A 19,069-nucleotide genomic window follows, 5' to 3' on the forward strand; every position below is an offset into this window, starting at 1 on the left:
GGAAAGTTGACCGCCGGGCAGTGGACATGATTCATGCCCGGCGAACGCAGAAGCGGACCGTCAGTCCACCACGCGGCAGAACACGGCCTTGAGGTAACGCGATTCCTGCACGTGGGCCATGAACGGATGGTCCGGACCGGCGCCGGCCACCTTCAGGATCTGGATCGTGCGGCCGGAGAAATAGGCCGCGCGGCGCAGCATGTCGAGGAACTGGTCCTCGGCCACCAGGCCGGTGCAGGAGAACGTGGCGAACAGGCCACCCGGCTTGACCACGCCCAGCGCCAGCTTGTTCATGTCCAGGTACTTCTTCAGCGCGGTGATGACCTGGTCGCGGTCGCGGGTCATCTTCGCCGGGTCCAGGATCACCACGTCGTACTGCTCACCGCGGTTGGCGGCGTCGCGCAGCCACGGGAAGATGTCGGACTGGACGAACTTCGGGCGCACGTTGTTCAGGCGCGAATTGCCCTTGGCGATCTGGATGACGTCTTCATCGATGTCGATGCCGACCACTTCAGTGGCACCACGCGCCGCCGCGTACACGGCGAAACCGCCGGTGTTGCAGCACAGGTCGAGCACGCTCTTGCCTTCCACCTGCTGGCTCAGCCACTCGCGGTTCTCGCGCTGGTCGGCAAAGAAGCCGGTCTTGTGCGCACCGGCCGGGTCAGCGCGGAACTTGATGCCGTACTCGGTGATCACCGCCGCTTCGGTGGTGGTGTTGCCGTGGAAGTCGAAGCTTTCCTGCTTCTGCACGTGCTCGTCGGCAAAGCTGTGGAAGCGGCAGCCCGGGAACTGCTCGCGCAGAGCGTCGTAGATCCACTCGCGGTGGCGGAACATGCCGGCGGCGAAGAATTCGACCACCACCAGGTCGCCGTAGCGGTCCACCACCAGGCCGGACAGGCCATCGCCCTCGCTGTGCACCACGCGCCAGGCGTCGGACACCGCGTCGAGCTTCAGCACCTCACGGCGCAGCGACACCGCCTGGGCGATCTTGCGCGAGAACCAGCCGGCATCCACCGGCACGTTCTGGTCGGTTTCGAGGATGCGCACGGCAATGCGCGAGTGCCCGTTGTAGAACCCGCGGCCGATGAACTCCCCGTCCACGCCGACCACGTCGACGATGGAACCGGGCTTGGGCCGGACGGTCGGCTTCTCGACCAGTTTCTGGAAGATCCACGGGTGGCTGGAACGCCACGCATTCTTGAGGCGGACAATCGGAAGGGGGGTATTCATCCACCTATTGTAGCCGGGGGGCGCTTTCGTAGAGTCGAGCTGGCGCGACGGGCGTTGCTGAACGGCCCGGGCAAGGCGTGCCAACCAAGGTTGGCATCTACCAGGGCGGGGGCCCCGGCCACCCGGCATTTGACGGCAGCCCGGCCAGGCCGCAGAATCGGCGCCAGAAGGGGAGTAGCTCCCAGACGTTGTCGCCGTCATTTCGAGCCCGCAGGCTCCGGTGCAACGGCAGTTCCAGCCGACTGGAACTGCGAGCGAGACCTTCGCCGTACTGGCGAAGCTCTGTCCCTGGATCCCCCTCCCGATCCTCCGTTGCAGATCCTCGCCGTCCGGCCTGGCATTCATCTTTCCAACGGACATTCCCAATGCAGACGATCGGTAACGTGTGGTTGTGGGGCGGCTTCGCAGCGGTGGTGGTCATCGCCCTGCTGGTCGACCTCGTGTTGATGCGCCATGGTGGGCCGCACAAGGTCACCTTCAAGGAGGCCCTGTGGTGGTCCATCGGCTGGGTCGCGCTGGCCCTGCTGTTCAATGCGGGCCTCTGGTACTACCTGAATGAGACCGCGGGCCAGGTGGTGGCCAACAAGGTCGGCCTCGAATTCCTGACCGGTTACCTGGTCGAGAAGGCGCTGGCGGTCGACAACATCTTTGTCTTCCTGATGATCATGAGCTACTTCGCGGTGCCGGAGGAGCAGCGCCAGAAGGTGCTGATCATCGGCATCCTGGGCGCGATCGTGCTGCGTACGATCATGATCTTCGCCGGCAGCGTGCTGATCACCCAGTTCCATTGGCTGCTCTACGTGTTCGGCGCCTTCCTGCTGTTCACCGGCTGGAAGATGTGGTTCGCCGCCGGCCAGGAGCCGGACCTGGAGGCCAACCCCGCCCTGCGCTGGATGCGCAAGCACCTGCGCCTGCTGCCGGATTACGCCGGCAACGCGATGAGCGTGAAGCGCGACGGCGTGCGTTGGTTCACCCCGCTGTTCGCGGTGCTGATCCTGATCGCGGTCACCGACGTGATCTTCGCGGTGGACAGCATCCCGGCGATCTTCGCCATCACCACCGACCCGTTCATCGTGCTCACTTCCAACGTGTTCGCGGTGCTGGGCCTGCGCGCGATGTTCTTCCTGCTGGCCGGCATGGCCGACCGCTTCCACCTGTTGCCGTATGGTCTGGCGCTGGTGCTGGGCTTCATCGGCATCAAGATGATGATCATCGACCTGTTCAAGATCCCGACCCCGATCTCGCTGGGCGTGGTGGCGGTGATCATCGCCGCTACCGTGGTGTTGAGCCTGAAGTACCCGCCGAAGGAAGGCGAAGGCCAGGCCTGAGCCTGACCCGCTGGATGGCGCGGCCGGTGGGATTGTCCCGCCGGCCGTTTCCACTCTCCCGCAGCGGTGGCCTTGGTTTCGCGCCAACCACCGCCATTGCTGAGGTATGAACAACAACGCGCCCCTGCCCGCCGGCGACGCGCCGGCACCCCGCAATGACCGCTCGCGCATCCTGCGGGCGTTCAATGTCAGCCTGGCCGCCGTGCTGGTGCTGGTGGCCGTGTTCGCCCTGCAGGGCACGTTCGATTGGCGACCGTGGGCGGTCGCGCCGCTGGAAGCCAAGGGCCTGCTTGGCCTGATCGGCGGCCCGATGCTGCATGCCTCGGTCGAGCACATCGCCGCCAACAGCATCGCGATCCTGATCCTCGGCACGCTGGCCGGCAGCGTCTACCCGAAAGCCACCGTGCGCGCCCTGCCCCTGCTGTGGCTGGGCTCGGGCATCGGTGCGTGGATGCTGGGCAATCCGGGCAGCGTGCACCTGGGCGCCAGCGGCGTGACCCACGGCCTGATGTTCCTGCTGGCCAGCCTGGGCCTGCTGCGCCGCGACCGCGCGGCCATCGCCACCGGCCTGATCGGCATGCTGTTCTACGGCGGCATGCTGATGACCATCCTGCCGCACGCCGATGGTGTGTCCTGGCAGTCGCACATGGGCGGCGCCTTCGCCGGCATCATCGCTGCGCTGCTGTTCCGCAACGCCGACCCGCTGCCGCCGCGCCCGCGCTACAGCTGGGAAGACGAAGAAGAAGACGTCGAACCGCTGGCCGACGACGAGCTGGAGCCGCCGTCACCGCAGCGCGTGCCGGTGCTGTGGCAGCCGCGCGAGGGCCAGGACTACGTGGTGATCCCGTTCCGCCGGCCGGACGAGCCGCGCGGTTGATCGGGTGACGGGGTCCGGCACCTTCATGACCCGGTAGTGGCCGACCTTGGTCGGCGCTCCCGCTGCATGCCAACCAAGGTTGGCAACTACCAGAGCATTCCGTCACATCCGGTAGCGCCGGGCCATGCCCGGCGGCATTGGCCGGTCAGTTCGCCGCATTCCCCGCCTCGCCCATGCCATCCACCGCCTGCCGGCCCAGTGCCGGGTCGTCGGTGAAGAAGGCATCGATGCCGGTGGCCAGGTAGGCGCGCATCTCGGCAATTGACCCCTCGGCATTGCGCGCGTTGTCGGCGCCCTTGCGCAGGTTGCTGGCCTGGAAATGGTTCTCCGGGCGGAAGGTATACGGAATCACCATCAGGCCCACTGCATGTGCGTCCTGTACCAGCGTGGTCGGTGTCCCCAGTGCACCCTTGGCGTCCAGCGGAATGATCGAGCGCAGCTCCGGGCCGATGCTGTCGGCGTAGCTGGCAATGTCCTTCAGTCCGGCCGGCGTCATCATCTGCGCGTAGGTCAGCGTGCCACCGGCCTTGGCGATGTCGGCCGGCTGGGTATCGCCTTTCCACAGCAGCTGCAGCAGGCGGATGTTGCTGCCCCGCCCGATCTTGCCGCGCAGGTAGCGCAGGTTGGCGGTCTCGAACGACTGGATGGTGACCGGGCCCACGTTGGTATAGGCGTTGCCGCGCAGCGCGGTCAGGAGCTTGTCTTCCATCGGCAGGCCGATCGACTGGAAGTAGGTCGGATGCTTGATCTCCGGCACCAGGCCGATGCCGCGGTTGGCGCGGCCGGCCTGTTGCACCAGGAAGGCCAGGATCTCGTCGAGGCTGGCGATGCGGAACTGGCCATCGTAGGCGGTGCTGCGCAGTTCCGGCAGGCGCTCACGCGCGTACAGCGTCTTCAGCTCGGCCAGGGTGAAGTCTTCGGTGAACCAGCCATCGACCTTCTGCCCGTCGATGACCTTGCTGGTGCGGCGGCTGGCGAATTCCGGATGCGAGGCGACATCGGTGGTGCCACTGATCTCGTTCTCGTGGCGGGCCACCATCACCCCGTCCTTGGTCATCACCAGGTCCGGTTCGATGTAGTCGGCGCCATCGGCGATGGCCTGCGCGTAGGCCGCCAAGGTGTGCTCGGGCAGCAGTGCGCTTGCCCCGCGGTGGCCATAGACCGACACCTTGTGCGTGGCCGGGGTGGAGGATTCAGCACTCATGGCCACCGATGGTGCCACGGCCAGCGACAACAGCAACGCACAACCCCACGACTTCACTGCGACTTCCCCAAGCGGTATGTGATGGGCGCCAGTATGCGGCGGCAATGTGACAGGCGGGGGACCCCATGGATCCGGTAGTCGCCGACCTTGGTCGGCGCTCTGCCAGCCGGCGTCCATGACCCCGGACGCCCTGTGCCAACCAAGGTTGGCACCTACCAGAGCGAAGGTTGGCGCCTGCCAGAGCATGAGCCGCGCGATTGATCGATGACGGGGTCAGAGATCCCTTCGGGGATCTGGCCCCGACCTTACTTGCCGATGCAGAAGCTGGAGAAGATCCTTCCCAGCAGGTCATCGGCACTCATCTGCCCAGTGATCTCACCCAGCGCGTCATGCGCCAGCCGCAGTTCCTCGGCGGCCAGTTCCAGGTGCTCATGCGCCAGCTCACCATCGGCGCGCTGCGCATGTTCCTGCGCGCGCTCGATCGCATCCACATGGCGCGTGCGTGCGGAGAACTCGCCGTCCACCTGCTCGCCTGCCCCGGCCGAGGCAATCGAACGCAGGCGCGCATGCAGATCTTCGAGTCCGGCGCCGGTGGCCGCCGAAACGAACACCCGATCCGGATCGTCCAGCGTCGGCAGCGCCGTCAGCAGATCCGACTTGTTGTGGATGTAGACCTTGTGCGGCACCGCCGCCACGGCATCGCCCAGCGCCGCTTCGCCGGCCGCTGGATCGCGCGCATCCAGCACGATCAGCGCCAGGTCGGTGCGTTCGATTTCCACGTGCGCGCGGCGCATGCCTTCGCGTTCGATGGCATCGCCGCCGTCGCGCAGGCCGGCGGTGTCGACCAGGGTCAGCTCCAGGCCGTCCAGGCGGATGGTTTCGCGCAGGGTGTCGCGGGTGGTGCCGGCGATGTCGGTGACGATGGCGCGTTCGCTGCCGGCCAGCGCATTGAGCAATGAACTCTTGCCGGCATTCGGCGGCCCGATCAGCACCGCATGCAGGCCATCGCGCAGGCGGCGGCCGCGCTCGGCATCCCGCCGCAGCAGGGCAAGATCGCCGCGCGCCTGCTCCAGGCCACGCCGCACCTGTGCCCCACCAAGCGTATCCAGCGGTTCGTCGGCGAAGTCGATCGCTGCTTCCACATGGATGCGCAGCAGCACCAACTGCTCGACCACCGCGTCGATGCGGCGGGAGAACACGCCGTCCAGCGAACGGCGTGCAGCGCGTGCGGCGCGGTTGTCACCCGCGGCGATCAGGTCGGCGATGGCCTCAGCCTGGGCCAGGTCGAGCTTGCCGTTGAGGAACGCGCGTTCGCTGAACTCACCCGGGCGCGCCTGACGCGCACCGAGCGCGATGCAGCGCGCGACCAGTTGCTGCAGCAGCACCGGGCTGCCATGGCCCTGCAGCTCCACCACCTCTTCGCCGGTGAAGCTGTTCGGTGCCGGGAACCACAGCACGATGCCATCGTCGATGACCTCGCCGTCGGCATCACGCAGGCGCGCGTAGTGCGCGTGGCGCGGACGCAGTGCAGGTGCACCCAGCGCATTGGCAATCGCTGCAGCGCGCGGGCCGGACAGGCGCAGCAGGCCGACACCGCCGGCGCCGGGCGCACTGGCGATGGCCACGATGGTGTCGGTGTGGATCGCGTCGTTCATGGCTCAGAGTTTCTCCAGCTGCGCACGCGCCTGGGCCGCGCCGCTGCCCTGCGGCTGCAGCGCCAGGTAGGTGGTGTAGGCCTGTTTGGCCTTGGCCTTGTCGCCGGCGTTGAAGTAGGCGTCGCCCAGGTTGAGATAGGCCACGGCGCGCGAGGGGTCGATCTTCAGTGTGTTCTCCAGCCAGCGCGCCGCTTCGGCATAGCGCTGCTGGCGGTAGTAGACGAAGCCGAGGTTGTTGGCGGCCTGGGCGAAGTCCGGGCGCAGCTTCAGCGCCTCGGTGAACTGGGCTACCGCTTCGTCGTACTGCTTCTCGCGGTACAGCTGCAGGCCACGGTCATTGGCCTGCTGCGCGCGCTGGCGGTCGGACGCCGGGCCGGCGGTGGGCACCACCAGCTTGGCCTTGCCACCCTGCAGGTCGGCCACGGTTACCGGTGCCTGGCTGCCCTTGGCCTCGCTGGCCGCATCCACCTTGTTGTTCAGCGCGATCGCATCGGCGGTCAGCTGGCGCGTATCGGCGTTGAGGAATTCCTGGCTGTCCGGCACCTGGAACACGAACTCGCCGCCCTGCGAGCCGGGCAGGCTGCCGAAGGCCGGGGTCTGGTGCGAGACCGCCGAGACCGCCGGCGCCACGTAGGCGGCCAGTTCGGTACCGGTGATCAGGCCGTCGCCGTTGAGGTCGCCCTTGCCGGCCAACGCCTGCAGCAGCACCCAGGTGAACACCGAATGGCCGTTCGGGCCGGCATCGGCCACCTGCTGGTCGGCACCACCGGCGGTCAGCATCTGCCGCGCACTGCGTCGCGCGTTCTCGCGCAGGAACGACGACGACGAGGGACCGCCACGGGTCAGGCCCAGGCCGCTGTAGCAGGCATCCATCACGAACATCACATGCTTGGCCTGCATGCTTTCGGCGATGTTCTGGATGTCGGTCATCGCGATCGCGTCGGTGGCAAATTCCTTCGGATCCGAATCGACCGGAATGATGTAGCCGAGGTCGCGCCCGGAGGCGAGCTGGCGGGTCGCGCCATGACCGGCGAAGAACACGAACACGCGATCGTTCTTACCGGTGCGGTCGTCGGCCAGGCGGTCGTGGAAGGCGGCCAGGATGTTGTTGCGGGTGGCCTGCTCGTTCTTCAGCACGATCACCTGCGAGGACGGGAAGCCGAACTGCCCGGTCAAGGTATCGGCCACTGCCTGAGCATCATGGCTGGCGTATTCCAGCTTCGGCCACTTGGCGTAGGTGTCGATGCCGACCACGATCGCCCACGACTTCTCGTAGCCGGTGGTGACGGTGGCGGCACCGGCGTCGCCCTTTCGCGCACGGGCGACGGTGAAGTCTCGGCCATTCCAGCCGGCGAACTGGTAGCCATCGGCGATCAGCCGGTCGAGGATCTGCGGCAGCGCCTTCACCGCACGATCGTGGATGTCGTGGAACAGGATGATGCCGCGCTGTTCCTTGTTCACCTGGTCGAGCACGCGCTGCACGATCGACTCCGGTACCGGGTCGGCCCAGTCCATCGAGTCGATGTTCCACATGATCGACTTCAGGCCGGCTTCGTTGAGCAGCTGCAGGCCTTCAGCATTACGCGCGCCATACGGGAAGCGGAACAGCGGCGCGCGCTTGCTGTCGACGTCCTTCAGCAGCGTGTCGGTGTCGAGTACCTGCTGGCGCAGCGCATCGCCGGTGGTGCGCGACAGCTGGGCATGGGTCAGGCTGTGGTTGCCCACAGCGTAGCCCTCCTCCATCAGGTTGCGGCTGATCTTCGCCATCGGGCCCAGGCTGACCTTGCCATCGGCCTCGACCTTGCCCAGGTTTCGGCCCACTTCGAAGAACACGCCCGGCACGTCGTAGCGCTTGAGGATGGCCACCACTTCATCGGTGTAGGCCTTGTGCGGGCCATCGTCGAAGGTCAGCACCACGGTCTTGGCCGGCAGGTCGCGGCCGAAGATTTCGCGGTCGCTGTCCTTCATGGACATCGGGTACGGCTCGATCACCCCGTAGTCGCGCAGGATCGCTTCGCGGCTGTAGTCCTTGTGCAGGTGCGCGATGTAATCGTCCCACTTCTCGCGCTTCAGCTCGATGGCGCGGGTGCGCTCGAAGCGGCTGAAGATGCGGGTTAGTTCCTGGTTGTAGTTGCGTTCGATCTCGTCGAGCGCCTCCAGGTCCTCGCCGATGCGCTGGTGCAGCTTCACCGCCGGCAGCGACGAATCGGTACCGACGCGCTCATGCAGATCACGCAGCACTTCGCGGAAGGCCAGGCGGTCGGCATCGAACAGTTCCGGCGCGGACTCGATGTAGTCCAGCACGGTACCCAGGGTGGCGAAGCGCTGCGGACTGGAACCGCGCAGCAGGGTGTCGAACTGCGCGGCGATGGCCGTACGTTGTTCCAGGCCATCATGGAACAGCTGCTGGCCCACACGCGTGGAGGTGCCGCGGTCGGCGGCCGACTGCTGTTCTTCGTCGGCCAGCAGCACGATGATCCGACGGTAACCGTCGAGCTGCTTCTGCAGCGCAGCCAGCAACGGCGCGGCGGCCGGGTCGGCGGCGGCCGCGGCCTGCGCGCTGGGCTGGGTCACGCCGGTTACCGGTGCCTTCGCGTCTTTGTCGCCACAGCCGGCAACGACCAGGGTCAACAACAGCGAGGGCAGGAACAGGCGGAACGACGACGCACGCGGCATGGCGGACTCGATGGATGGAGGAACGGTGTGCCGGCGATTCTAACGCCGCATGCGAAAAGCCCGCCTTGCGGCGGGCTTCTGCTGGGGTCAGCCGGCTAGCGGCCGGCTCTACCGATTACTTTTTCTTGACCGGGGCCGGGGCGGTGGTGGCCGGGACCGGCTCGCCGCCATGGCGCTTGGTCATCCACCACTGCTGCAGCAGGCCCAGGCCGCCGTTGACCACCCAGTACAGAACCAGGCCGGACGGCATGAAGGCCATCATGACGCCGAACACCAGCGGCATGAACTGCATCATCTTCTGCTGCATCGGGTCCATGCCCGGTGCCGGGGTCAGCTTCTGCGTGAACCACATCACCGCCACGTTGATCACCGGCAGGATGAAGTACGGGTCGCGTGCGGTCAGGTCCTGGATCCAGCCGAACCAGGGCGCCTGGCGCAGTTCGACCGATTCCACCAGCACCCAGTACAGGGCGAAGAAGATCGGCATCTGGATGAGGATCGGCAGGCAGCCGCCCATCGGATTGATCTTTTCTTTCTTGTACAGCTCCATCATCGCGGTCTGGAACTTCTGGCGGTCATCGCCATAGCGTTCCTTCAGCTGCGCGATGCGCGGCTGGAAACGACGCATCTTGGCGCCGCTCTTGTACTGGGTCGCCGACAGCGGGTACAGCACCAGCTTCAGCAGCACCACCAGGCCGACGATCGCCCAGCCCCAGTTGCCGACCAGCTTGTGCACCTGGTTCAGCACCCAGAACAGGCCCTGGCCGATCACCGCCATCATCGAGAAGCGGCTGTAGTCGACCACGCGGTCCAGGCCCGGCACGTCTTCCTTGGCAATCAGGTTGACCAGCTTCGGGCCGACCCACAGGCGGGCTTCGGTGCTGGTGGACTGGCCCGGGGCCACGGTGAAGGCCGGGCCACGCGCTTCGATCAGGTCACGACCGGCCACCTGCGACAGCACGTAGTGTGCGGTCTGGTCCTTCTGCGGGATCCAGGCGGTGAAGAAGTGGTGCTGCAGCATCGCCAGCCAGCCGCCGGTGATGTTCTGGTTCAGCGTGCCGTCTTCCAGGTAGTCCTTGAACGCACGACGCTGGTACTTCTTGTCGTTGTCGTACCAGGTGGCACCGTTGAAGCTGAAGGAATCCGGGTTGGTCATGCTCCGCGACAGGATGGTCGGGGTGCGGTCCAGGGTGCGGTAGACGTAGCCGTTCCACGGCGCGGCGCCGGCGTTGCTGACTTCATCCTTGAAGCGCACGGCATACTCGTTGCGCGAGACGGTCAGCGTGCGCTTGATGGTCACGCCGTTGTCGGCGGTCCACACGAACGGGATCTGCAGCTCGTTCTGGCCCTTGGCCAGCACGAAGTCCTTGGTGTCACCGACCAGCTTGAAGCCGTCGGCGCCGGGGACCGGGGTGTTCTTGTCTTCGCTGGCCCAGCCACTGATCGCGCTGTACGGGTGCGCGGGGTCTTCGGTCAGCAGGCGGACCGGCGGGCTGCCTTCGTCCTTGGTCTGCGGGAACTGCAGCAGCTCGGCATCGAGCACGCGGCCGCCGTCGAGCACCAGGCGCAGCACGTCGGTGGTGACGGTCACGCGCTGGCTGGCCGGGGTGGCGCTGGCCTGGGCCTGCACGGCGGCCTGGCCGGGGGCACCCGGCACCTGGGCGCTGGGGATGGCGCCCGGGGTTGCGCCCGGAACGCTCTGTGCGGCGGCCGGGGCCGACGTGGTCGTCGGTGCCGGGGTCGGAGCAGCCTTTTCACGGCTCCACTCCATCCACAGCAGCACGGCCACCATCAGCCAGGCAAAAATGAGGAATACGCGGGTCTGGTTCATCAGCGGACAGGCTCGGCGGGGCCGGGACGCGATGCCGGCTCGGTCAAAGAAGGAGTTGCGATGCCATCAGGCGGCGGCATTGTGCCGTCCACGCCCGGCGCGGGCAATGCACGCAGGCGACGCAGCAGGCGCAGGAAGGCCTGGCGGATCTCGTCGTTGCTGGCGGAACGCGCAGCACTACGAGCCACGACGACGAAGTCGCCTGGCTGGATGTCGGTACGTGTCTGACGCAGGATGTCGCGCAGGACGCGCTTGATCCGGTTACGCCCAACGGCGTTCGGATCAACCTTGCGGGAAACCGCCAGACCCAGCCTGGCCGGCCGGTCAGCCGGCAGCCAGTGCAGGGTCATCAGCGGATCGGACACACGGCGGGCGCCGTTGAAGACCGTTGAGTATTCGGCACGCGTGCGAACCCGCGCAGAGCGAGGGAATCGCTTGCGCGGGTCTGCAGTATTCACTGTCGAAGGGATTGCGTCTGCCGCGGGGTGCGGCATGGCAATCAGGCGCTCAGGACTTTGCGGCCCTTGGCGCGGCGACGCGACAGGATCTTGCGGCCGTCAGCGGTCTTCATACGGGCACGGAAGCCGTGGTCGCGCTTACGCTTGAGGTTGCTGGGCTGGTAGGTGCGCTTCGTGGCCATTGGGGGCCTCTCGTATGAATGGGACGGAAAGAACCGGAAATTCTAGAGAGGTACCCCGCCCCAAGTCAACCCCTGGCAGCTACGCGAATTCACTGGGCTGTGCAATAGCTGTGGATGTTTTTGTGAATAAGTAGGGGACAAGCATTCCGAAGGCGGGCGCTCGGTGGTAGTCTGAGCCATCCATTTCCCCCCTTTCCGGCCTGTGTTTGGGCGCCTTGTCGCGTCCATGCCCCGGCCACCGGACGATTATTGCTGATGGATGCTTGGTCCCGTAGTCTCGAGCGCCTCGAAGCGGAGTTCCCGCCGGAAGACGTTCATACCTGGTTGAAGCCGCTGCAGGCCGATCTGCGCGTGGACAGCCTGGTGCTGTATGCACCGAATGCCTTCATCGTCGACCAGGTCCGCGAGCTGTACCTGGCCCGGATCCGCGAACTGCTGGCCCATTTCGCCGGTTTCAGCGACGTTTTTCTTGAAATCGGCTCGCGCCCGCGTCCCGTGGAGGCGCAGAACGCGCCGGTTTCCACGCCGTCGGCGCATGTGTCCAGCGAACCGCAGGTGCCGTTTGCCGGCAACCTGGACAATCACTACACGTTCGCCAACTTCGTCGAAGGCCGCAGCAACCAGCTGGGCCTGGCCGCCGCCTTCCAGGCAGCGCAGAAGCCGGGCGACCGCGCGCACAACCCGCTGCTGCTGTACGGAGGCACGGGCCTGGGCAAGACCCACCTGATGTTCGCCGCCGGCAATGCCATGCGCCAGGCCAATCCGGGTGCGAAGGTGCTGTACCTGCGTTCGGAACAGTTCTTCAGCGCGATGATCCGGGCTCTGCAGGAAAAGACCATGGATCAGTTCAAGCGCCAGTTCCAGCAGGTGGACGCGCTGCTGATCGATGACATCCAGTTCTTCGCCGGCAAGGACCGCACCCAGGAAGAGTTCTTCCACACCTTCAACGCGTTGTTCGATGGCAAGCAGCAGATCATCCTGACCTGCGACCGCTATCCGCGCGAGGTTGAAGGCCTGGAAGCACGCCTGAAGTCGCGGCTTGCCTGGGGCCTGTCGGTCGCGATCGAACCGCCGGACTTCGAGACCCGCGCTGCGATCGTGCTGGCCAAGGCACGCGAACGCGGTGCAGAGATTCCCGATGATGTTGCGTTCCTGATCGCCAAGAAGATGCGCTCCAACGTGCGCGACCTCGAAGGTGCGCTCAATACCCTGACCGCCCGCGCCAATTTCACCGGCCGCGCGATCACCACCGAGTTCGCCCAGGAAACCCTGCGCGATCTGCTGCGCGCCCAGCAGCAGGCGATCAGCATTCCCAACATCCAGAAAACCGTTGCCGACTACTACGGCCTGCAGATCAAGGATCTGCTGTCGAAGCGTCGGACCCGCTCGCTGGCCCGCCCCCGCCAGGTCGCCATGGCCCTGACCAAGGAACTGACCGAGCACAGCCTGCCCGAGATCGGCGACGCCTTTGCCGGTCGCGACCACACCACGGTGCTGCATGCCTGCCGCCAGATCCGGACCCTGATGGAAACCGACGGCAAGCTCCGCGAGGACTGGGACAAGCTGATCCGGAAGCTGAGCGAATGATGCACGGATGCCGATGAGGCGTCATCGCACAAAACGGTGCAGAATCCGGTAGCAAGCGCGGGACACGTTGTGGATAAAAATGGCGTCTGAAATCGCGCTGGATTTATCCACAGCTTTCCCCACCCCCTGGGGGTCGGTAATACAGAGGGTTTCGATGTCTGAAATTCTTTTATTTACAAAGACTTAGCATTGTTTTCCAGCGATTCTGTCTCTACCAGCACCACCAAGCTTTTGATTTATTCCACATTTTTTAAAGCATAGGGGCACGGAACCACATGCGTTTCACACTGCAGCGCGAAGCCTTTCTCAAGCCGTTGGCACAGGTCGTCAACGTGGTCGAACGCCGCCAGACCCTTCCGGTTCTGGCCAATTTCCTGGTCCAGGTGCAGAACGGCCAGCTGTCGCTGACCGGTACCGACCTGGAAGTGGAGATGGTGTCGCGGATCGCGGTTGAAGATGCCCAGGACGGCGAAACCACCATCCCCGCCCGCAAGCTGTTCGAGATCATCCGTGCCCTGCCCGACGGCAGCCGGATCACCGTCTCGCAGACCGGTGACAAGATCACCGTGCAGGCCGGCCGCAGCCGCTTCACCCTGGCCACCCTGCCCTCCAACGACTTCCCGTCGGTTGACGAAGTGGAAGCCACCGAGCGCGTGGCCATCGGCGAAGCGACCCTGAAGGAACTGATCGAACGCACCGCGTTCGCGATGGCCCAGCAGGACGTGCGCTACTACCTCAACGGCCTGCTGTTCGATCTGCGCGGCGATGCGCTGCGTACCGTCGCCACCGACGGCCACCGCCTGGCGCTGTGTGAAACCGACCTGGCCAAGCCCAGTGGTTCCAAGCGCCAGATCATCGTGCCGCGCAAGGGCGTGACCGAACTGCAGCGCCTGCTGGAGAGCGGCGATCGCGAGATCGAGCTGGAAGTCGGCCGCAGCCACGTCCGCGTCAAGCGCGACGATGTCACCTTCACCTCGAAGCTGATCGACGGCCGTTTCCCGGATTACGAAGCGGTGATTCCGATCGGTGCCGACCGCGAAGTGAAGGTTGATCGCGAAGCACTGCGTGCCTCGCTGCAGCGTGCCGCAATCCTGTCCAACGAGAAGTACCGCGGCATCCGCGTGGAAGTCTCGCCGGGCAACCTGAAGATCAGCGCGCACAACCCGGAACAGGAAGAAGCCCAGGAAGAGATCGAAGCCGACACCACGGTCAGCGATCTGGCCATCGGCTTCAACGTGAACTACCTGCTGGATGCCCTGTCTGCCCTGCGCGACGAGGAAGTCATCATCCAGCTGCGCGACTCCAACTCCTCGGCACTGGTGCGTGAGTCCAGCAGCGAGAAGTCGCGCCATGTGGTGATGCCGCTGCGTCTCTGACAGAAGCGTGTTCCACGTGGAACCGAACGACGCCCGGGATCTTCCCGGGCGTTTTTTTTGCAGGTTCCACGTGGAGCATCGCGATGGCCGGATCTCCAGGTATGGGTGAATGCCTTCCTTGAGATTGCTGGTTGCCGATTGATCCTGGCTGCCCTTCCGATGCAATCGGTGCTGAGCGATTGGAATCCAGGTTGTGAGCGTGGGCGCTGTCCAGCCGCTTTCGATCGAGTATGCCGCTCTGGGTCTTCAGCCTGATGCACGTTCCCCGAACTTGCCGGAGGGGTGAAGCAGATCGTGGGACGCAACGCTGCGGTTGCTTCATCTGCAGACGCCACTGTCCACAGGTCTCGTTGGGGTCGGATTGGGGCCGGCCTAGCTTCTAAATCTGGGTATAAATCTAAAGCATGGTGGTGATGGTAGGTCCAGATTTCGTGGAGAAATGCATTATCTATTTGATTTTGAAAAGATTTATGCACCTGAAACCCCCTGTATAGAGGCCCCTCAGGCTGGGGGGGAACCTGTGGATAGTTTCGCAGGTCGGGCAAAAGGGCTTTTTTATCCACAGTTTGCCCATACCTTGTGTATAAGTCATACAGACCTGCTGTGGACAGTGTGAAACGGCGGGCTCGAATTCCTTGAAATCTGTGGAACCCTCCAGGGCATCGCATCGTAGATTTCAAGAAATCTGCGCGGTGTTCGCGCAAACCACCGTCGGGGCACCTGGCGATGCTCGCGGAATGAGGCTGAAATCGCTGAAATCTGAGGGCCGGTACCCTGCGCCGCCGCTCAGAATTCAAGGATTCCCGGGCGTATCCAGACCCAGGCGAGCCCACGTGAGGGAGCGCCACCACGTGGAACACGCGTAGGGTTGCCAGACGGAAGCTTCAGCACAGTGGCGATGTCTGGCGCGGCACGGCTGGCTTGACCGATGCAGTAAGCTGATGGATTCCCTGCCCCTCTACCGCCTTGTGCGGATGGTCTTTCGCGCCCCATGCAGATCCGCCGCCTCGCCTTGCATCAACTGCGTCGTTTCAGTGCGGTGGACCTGTCGCCCCAGCCGGGATTGAACCTGCTGACCGGCGACAACGGTGCCGGCAAGACCAGCGTGCTCGAAGCTCTGCACTTGATGGCCTATGGCCGCAGCTTCCGTGGCCGGGTGCGCGACGGTCTGGTACGCCAGGGCCAGGAAGCGCTGGAAATCTTCGTGGAATGGGACGAACAGCGTGCCCATCACCCGCCCCACCGCCGAAAAGCCGGCCTGCGCCACAGTGGTCAGGACTGGAAGGGGCGACTGGACGGCGAGGATGTCGCACAGCTGGGTAATCTCTGCGCAGCGCTGGCCGTGGTGACGTTCGAGCCCGGGAGCCATGCACTGGTCAGTGGTGGTGGTGAACCCCGCCGCCGCTTCCTCGATTGGGGCTTGTTCCACGTGGAACCGGATTTTCTGTCCCTGTGGCGTCGCTACTCCCGGGCGCTGAAGCAGCGCAATGCCCTGCTCAAGCAGGGCGGGCCGTCGCGGATGCTCGATACCTGGGATCACGAGCTGGCCGAGGCAGGAGAACCACTGACCAGCCGCCGCCAGCACTACCTGGAGCGTCTGCAGCAGCGCACGGTCGCCTTGGCCGCCAGCCTCGCTCCACAGCTCGGTATCCAGGGATTGGAGCTGAGCCCCGGTTGGCGGCGGCACGAGCTTCCCTTGGCCGATGCCCTGCTTCTGGCCCGGGAACGTGACCGGCAGGCCGGGTATACCTCGGTGGGCCCGCACCGCGCGGACTGGAGTGTGGATTTCCACAGCATTCCAGGTCGTGATGCGCTGTCCCGCGGCCAGGCCAAGCTGACGGCGTTGGCGTGCCTGTTGGCACAGGCGGAGGACTATGCGGAACAGCGAGGCGAATGGCCGGTGATCGCATTGGACGATCTGGCCTCGGAGCTGGATCGCACCCATCAGGCGCGGGTACTGGAGCGCCTGCTCAATGGGCCGGCACAGATCTTCATCACCGCCACCGAAACCCCGGCGGCGCTGCAGGAACTGACCCACATCGCCCGGTTCCACGTGGAACATGCACAGATCGTGGCTGTGCCATAGTGGGCACACCAGGGCCGCTCGACCCCGGCTGGTATAATTCGGGTTGGAATCCTTTCATTCTCGGCGCATCGCCCCAAGCGGTGCCCGACCTGCGGAGCCTACGGCAAGCGCAATGAGCGACGAACAGAACACCCCGGCAAACAACGGCAATTACGACGCCAACAGCATTACCGCCCTGGAAGGCCTGGAGGCTGTCCGCAAGCGTCCCGGCATGTACATCGGCGACGTGCATGACGGCACCGGTCTGCACCACATGGTGTTCGAGGTCGTCGACAACTCGATCGACGAAGCGTTGGCCGGCCACGCCGACCACGTTGCAGTGACGATCCACGCCGACGGCTCGGTCTCGGTGTCCGACAACGGCCGTGGTATTCCGACCGGCAAGCACGAGCAGATGAGCGCCAAGCTCGGTCGCGAAGTGTCTGCGGCCGAAGTGGTCATGACCGTCCTGCACGCAGGCGGCAAGTTCGACGACAACAGCTACAAGGTTTCGGGCGGCCTGCACGGCGTCGGCGTCAGCGTGGTCAACGCGCTGTCGCAGAAGCTGCTGGTGGACGTGTTCCAGAATGGCTCCCACTACCAGCAGGAATTCAGCAACGGCGCAGCCGTGACTGCGCTGGCCAAGCTGGAAGCCACCACCAAGCGCGGTACCACCGTGCGCTTCTGGCCGTCGACCGTCGCCTTCCACGACAACGTGGAATTCCACTACGACATCCTGGCCCGCCGCCTGCGCGAGCTGTCGTTCCTGAACTCCGGCGTCAAGATCGTCCTTGCCGACGAGCGTGGCGACGGCCGTCGCGATGACTTCCACTACGAAGGCGGCATCCGCAGCTTCGTGGAGCATCTGGCCCAGCTGAAGACCCCGCTGCACCCGAACGTCATTTCAGTCACCGGCGAGCACAACGGCATCGTCGTGGACGTGGCGCTGCAGTGGACCGACTCCTACCAGGAGACGATGTACTGCTTCACCAACAACATTCCGCAGAAGGACGGCGGTACCCACCTGGCCGGTTTCCGCGGTGCGCTGACCCGTGTGCTGAACAACTACATCGAGCAGAACGGCATCGCCAAGCAGGCCAAGATCAACCTGACCGGCGATGACATGCGCGAAGGCATGATCGCAGTGCTGTCGGTGAAGGTGCCGGACCCGAGCTTCTCCAGCCAGACCAAGGAAAAGCTGGTCAGCTCCGACGTGCGCCCGGCGGTGGAAAACGCCTTCGGTGCGCGCCTGGAAGAGTTCCTGCAGGAAAACCCGAACGAAGCCAAGGCGATCGCCGGCAAGATCGTCGATGCCGCACGTGCACGTGAAGCCGCGCGCAAGGCCCGCGACCTGACCCGCCGCAAGGGCGCGCTGGACATCGCTGGCCTGCCGGGCAAGCTGGCCGACTGCCAGGAAAAGGATCCGGCGCTGTCCGAACTGTTCATCGTCGAGGGTGACTCGGCAGGTGGTTCGGCCAAGCAGGGCCGCAACCGCAAGAACCAGGCGGTGCTGCCGCTGCGCGGCAAGATCCTCAACGTGGAACGCGCGCGTTTCGACCGCATGCTGTCCTCCGACCAGGTGGGTACGCTGATCACCGCGCTGGGCACCGGCATCGGCCGTGACGAGTACAACCCGGACAAGCTGCGTTACCACAAGATCATCATCATGACCGACGCCGACGTCGACGGTGCCCACATCCGCACCCTGCTGCTGACGTTCTTCTACCGTCAGATGCCGGAGCTGATCGAGCGCGGTTACGTCTACATCGGCCTGCCGCCGCTGTACAAGATCAAGCAGGGCAAGCAGGAGCTGTACCTGAAGGACGACCCGGCGCTGGACAGCTACCTGGCCAGCAGCGCAGTGGAAAATGCTGCACTGGTGCCGGCCACCGGCGAGCCCGGCATCGAAGGCCTGGCGCTGGAGAAGCTGCTGCTGGCCTACGCGGCGGCGCTGGATTCGATCGAGCGCAACGCACACCGCTACGACCGCAACCTGCTTGAAGCGCTGGTCGACTTCGTCCCGATGGACCTGGAAAGCCTGCGCGCTGCCGGCGAAGGCGAGGGCCTGGATGCACTGGCCAAGCGTCTCAACCAGGGCAGCCTGGGCAGCCCGCGTTTCACGCTGGAGCTGCAGGACGCCAACGATGAGCGCCCGGCCGCTGTGCTGGTGACCCGTCGCCACATGGGCGAACAGCACATCCAGGTGCTGCCGATGTCGGCCTTCGAAAGCGGCGAACTGCGCGCAATCCACCAGGCATCGAAGCTGCTGCACGGTCTGGTCCGCGAAGGCGCGACCATTTCCCGCGGTGCCAAGTCGATCGAAGTCGACAGCTTTGCCAAGGCACAGAACTGGCTGCTCGAGGAGGCCAAGCGCGGCCGCCAGATCCAGCGATTCAAGGGTCTGGGTGAAATGAATCCGGAGCAGTTGTGGGACACCACGGTGAATCCGGAAACCCGTCGACTGCTGCAGGTGCGCATCGAAGATGCTGTCGCTGCCGACCAGATTTTCAGCACGCTGATGGGCGATGTCGTCGAACCGCGTCGCGACTTCATCGAAGACAACGCGCTGAAGGTCGCAAACCTGGATATCTGACACAATC

At 65.1% G+C, this 19,069-nt stretch carries 13 protein-coding genes; 6 read left to right on the forward strand and 7 right to left on the reverse strand.

The features are described from left to right. Positions 1–60: 60 nt before the first annotated feature. Entirely contained in the window at positions 61–1,230 is a 1,170-nt protein-coding gene (locus tag V3B64_RS10665) for a class I SAM-dependent rRNA methyltransferase (protein ID WP_049400342.1), read from the reverse strand. A 365-nt stretch (positions 1,231–1,595) separates the two neighbouring features. Between V3B64_RS10665 and V3B64_RS10670 the strand changes: the two genes are divergently transcribed. Beyond that, positions 1,596–2,558 (forward strand): TerC family protein, encoded by a 963-nt coding sequence (locus V3B64_RS10670; protein WP_032128501.1) that lies wholly within the window; start codon positions 1,596–1,598, stop codon positions 2,556–2,558. A gap of 106 nt (positions 2,559–2,664) precedes the next feature. Beyond that, a complete protein-coding gene (locus V3B64_RS10675) occupies positions 2,665–3,435 on the forward strand; it encodes a rhomboid family intramembrane serine protease (protein WP_329914120.1) in 771 nt (256 codons plus the stop codon). Between the two features lie 145 nt (positions 3,436–3,580). On the opposite strand, the gene V3B64_RS10680 is transcribed toward V3B64_RS10675, so the two are convergent. The 6 genes from V3B64_RS10680 to rpmH form a co-directional block, all read right to left on the reverse strand. Further along, positions 3,581–4,696: a glycerophosphodiester phosphodiesterase gene (locus V3B64_RS10680; RefSeq protein ID WP_329914121.1), complete on the reverse strand. Its 1,116-nt coding sequence runs from the start codon at positions 4,694–4,696 to the stop codon at positions 3,581–3,583. 248 nt (positions 4,697–4,944) lie between these two features. Continuing rightward, positions 4,945–6,294 (reverse strand): tRNA uridine-5-carboxymethylaminomethyl(34) synthesis GTPase MnmE, encoded by a 1,350-nt coding sequence (gene mnmE / locus V3B64_RS10685; protein ID WP_329914122.1) that lies wholly within the window; start codon positions 6,292–6,294, stop codon positions 4,945–4,947. Between the two features lie 3 nt (positions 6,295–6,297). Then, positions 6,298–8,970 carry a polysaccharide deacetylase family protein gene (locus V3B64_RS10690; RefSeq protein ID WP_329914123.1) on the reverse strand — a complete coding sequence of 891 codons (2,673 nt, stop codon included), beginning with the start codon at positions 8,968–8,970 and terminating at the stop codon, positions 6,298–6,300. Positions 8,971–9,085: 115 nt separating this feature from the next. Then, positions 9,086–10,801: a membrane protein insertase YidC gene (gene yidC, locus V3B64_RS10695; RefSeq protein ID WP_049399025.1), complete on the reverse strand. Its 1,716-nt coding sequence runs from the start codon at positions 10,799–10,801 to the stop codon at positions 9,086–9,088. Next, positions 10,801–11,295: a ribonuclease P protein component gene (gene rnpA, locus V3B64_RS10700; RefSeq protein ID WP_072168770.1), complete on the reverse strand. Its 495-nt coding sequence runs from the start codon at positions 11,293–11,295 to the stop codon at positions 10,801–10,803. The genes yidC and rnpA overlap by 1 nt, the downstream gene beginning before the upstream one ends. Before the next feature lie 5 nt (positions 11,296–11,300). Then, the gene (gene rpmH, locus V3B64_RS10705) at positions 11,301–11,441 is read right to left on the reverse strand and encodes a 50S ribosomal protein L34 (RefSeq protein ID WP_005411729.1); all 141 of its coding nucleotides are present in this window, start codon (positions 11,439–11,441) and stop codon (positions 11,301–11,303) included. Positions 11,442–11,696: 255 nt separating this feature from the next. On the opposite strand from rpmH, the gene dnaA reads away from it, so the two are divergent. The 4 genes from dnaA to gyrB all read left to right on the forward strand — a co-directional run bounded on the left by dnaA (position 11,697) and on the right by gyrB (position 19,062). Then, positions 11,697–13,028 carry a chromosomal replication initiator protein DnaA gene (dnaA, locus tag V3B64_RS10710; protein WP_005411730.1) on the forward strand — a complete coding sequence of 444 codons (1,332 nt, stop codon included), beginning with the start codon at positions 11,697–11,699 and terminating at the stop codon, positions 13,026–13,028. Positions 13,029–13,303: 275 nt separating this feature from the next. Continuing rightward, positions 13,304–14,404 (forward strand): DNA polymerase III subunit beta, encoded by a 1,101-nt coding sequence (gene dnaN / locus V3B64_RS10715; RefSeq protein ID WP_005411731.1) that lies wholly within the window; start codon positions 13,304–13,306, stop codon positions 14,402–14,404. Between the two features lie 991 nt (positions 14,405–15,395). Further along, positions 15,396–16,490 carry a DNA replication/repair protein RecF gene (gene recF / locus V3B64_RS10720; protein WP_032128507.1) on the forward strand — a complete coding sequence of 365 codons (1,095 nt, stop codon included), beginning with the start codon at positions 15,396–15,398 and terminating at the stop codon, positions 16,488–16,490. Between the two features lie 112 nt (positions 16,491–16,602). Beyond that, on the forward strand, positions 16,603–19,062 hold the full coding sequence (gyrB, locus tag V3B64_RS10725) for a DNA topoisomerase (ATP-hydrolyzing) subunit B (protein ID WP_032128508.1): 2,460 nt from the start codon (positions 16,603–16,605) through the stop codon (positions 19,060–19,062). The last annotated feature ends 7 nt before the right edge of the window (positions 19,063–19,069 follow it).

The organism is Stenotrophomonas sp. SMYL86, from assembly GCF_036320025.1.
Taxonomy (GTDB): Bacteria; Pseudomonadota; Gammaproteobacteria; order Xanthomonadales; family Xanthomonadaceae; genus Stenotrophomonas; species Stenotrophomonas maltophilia_A.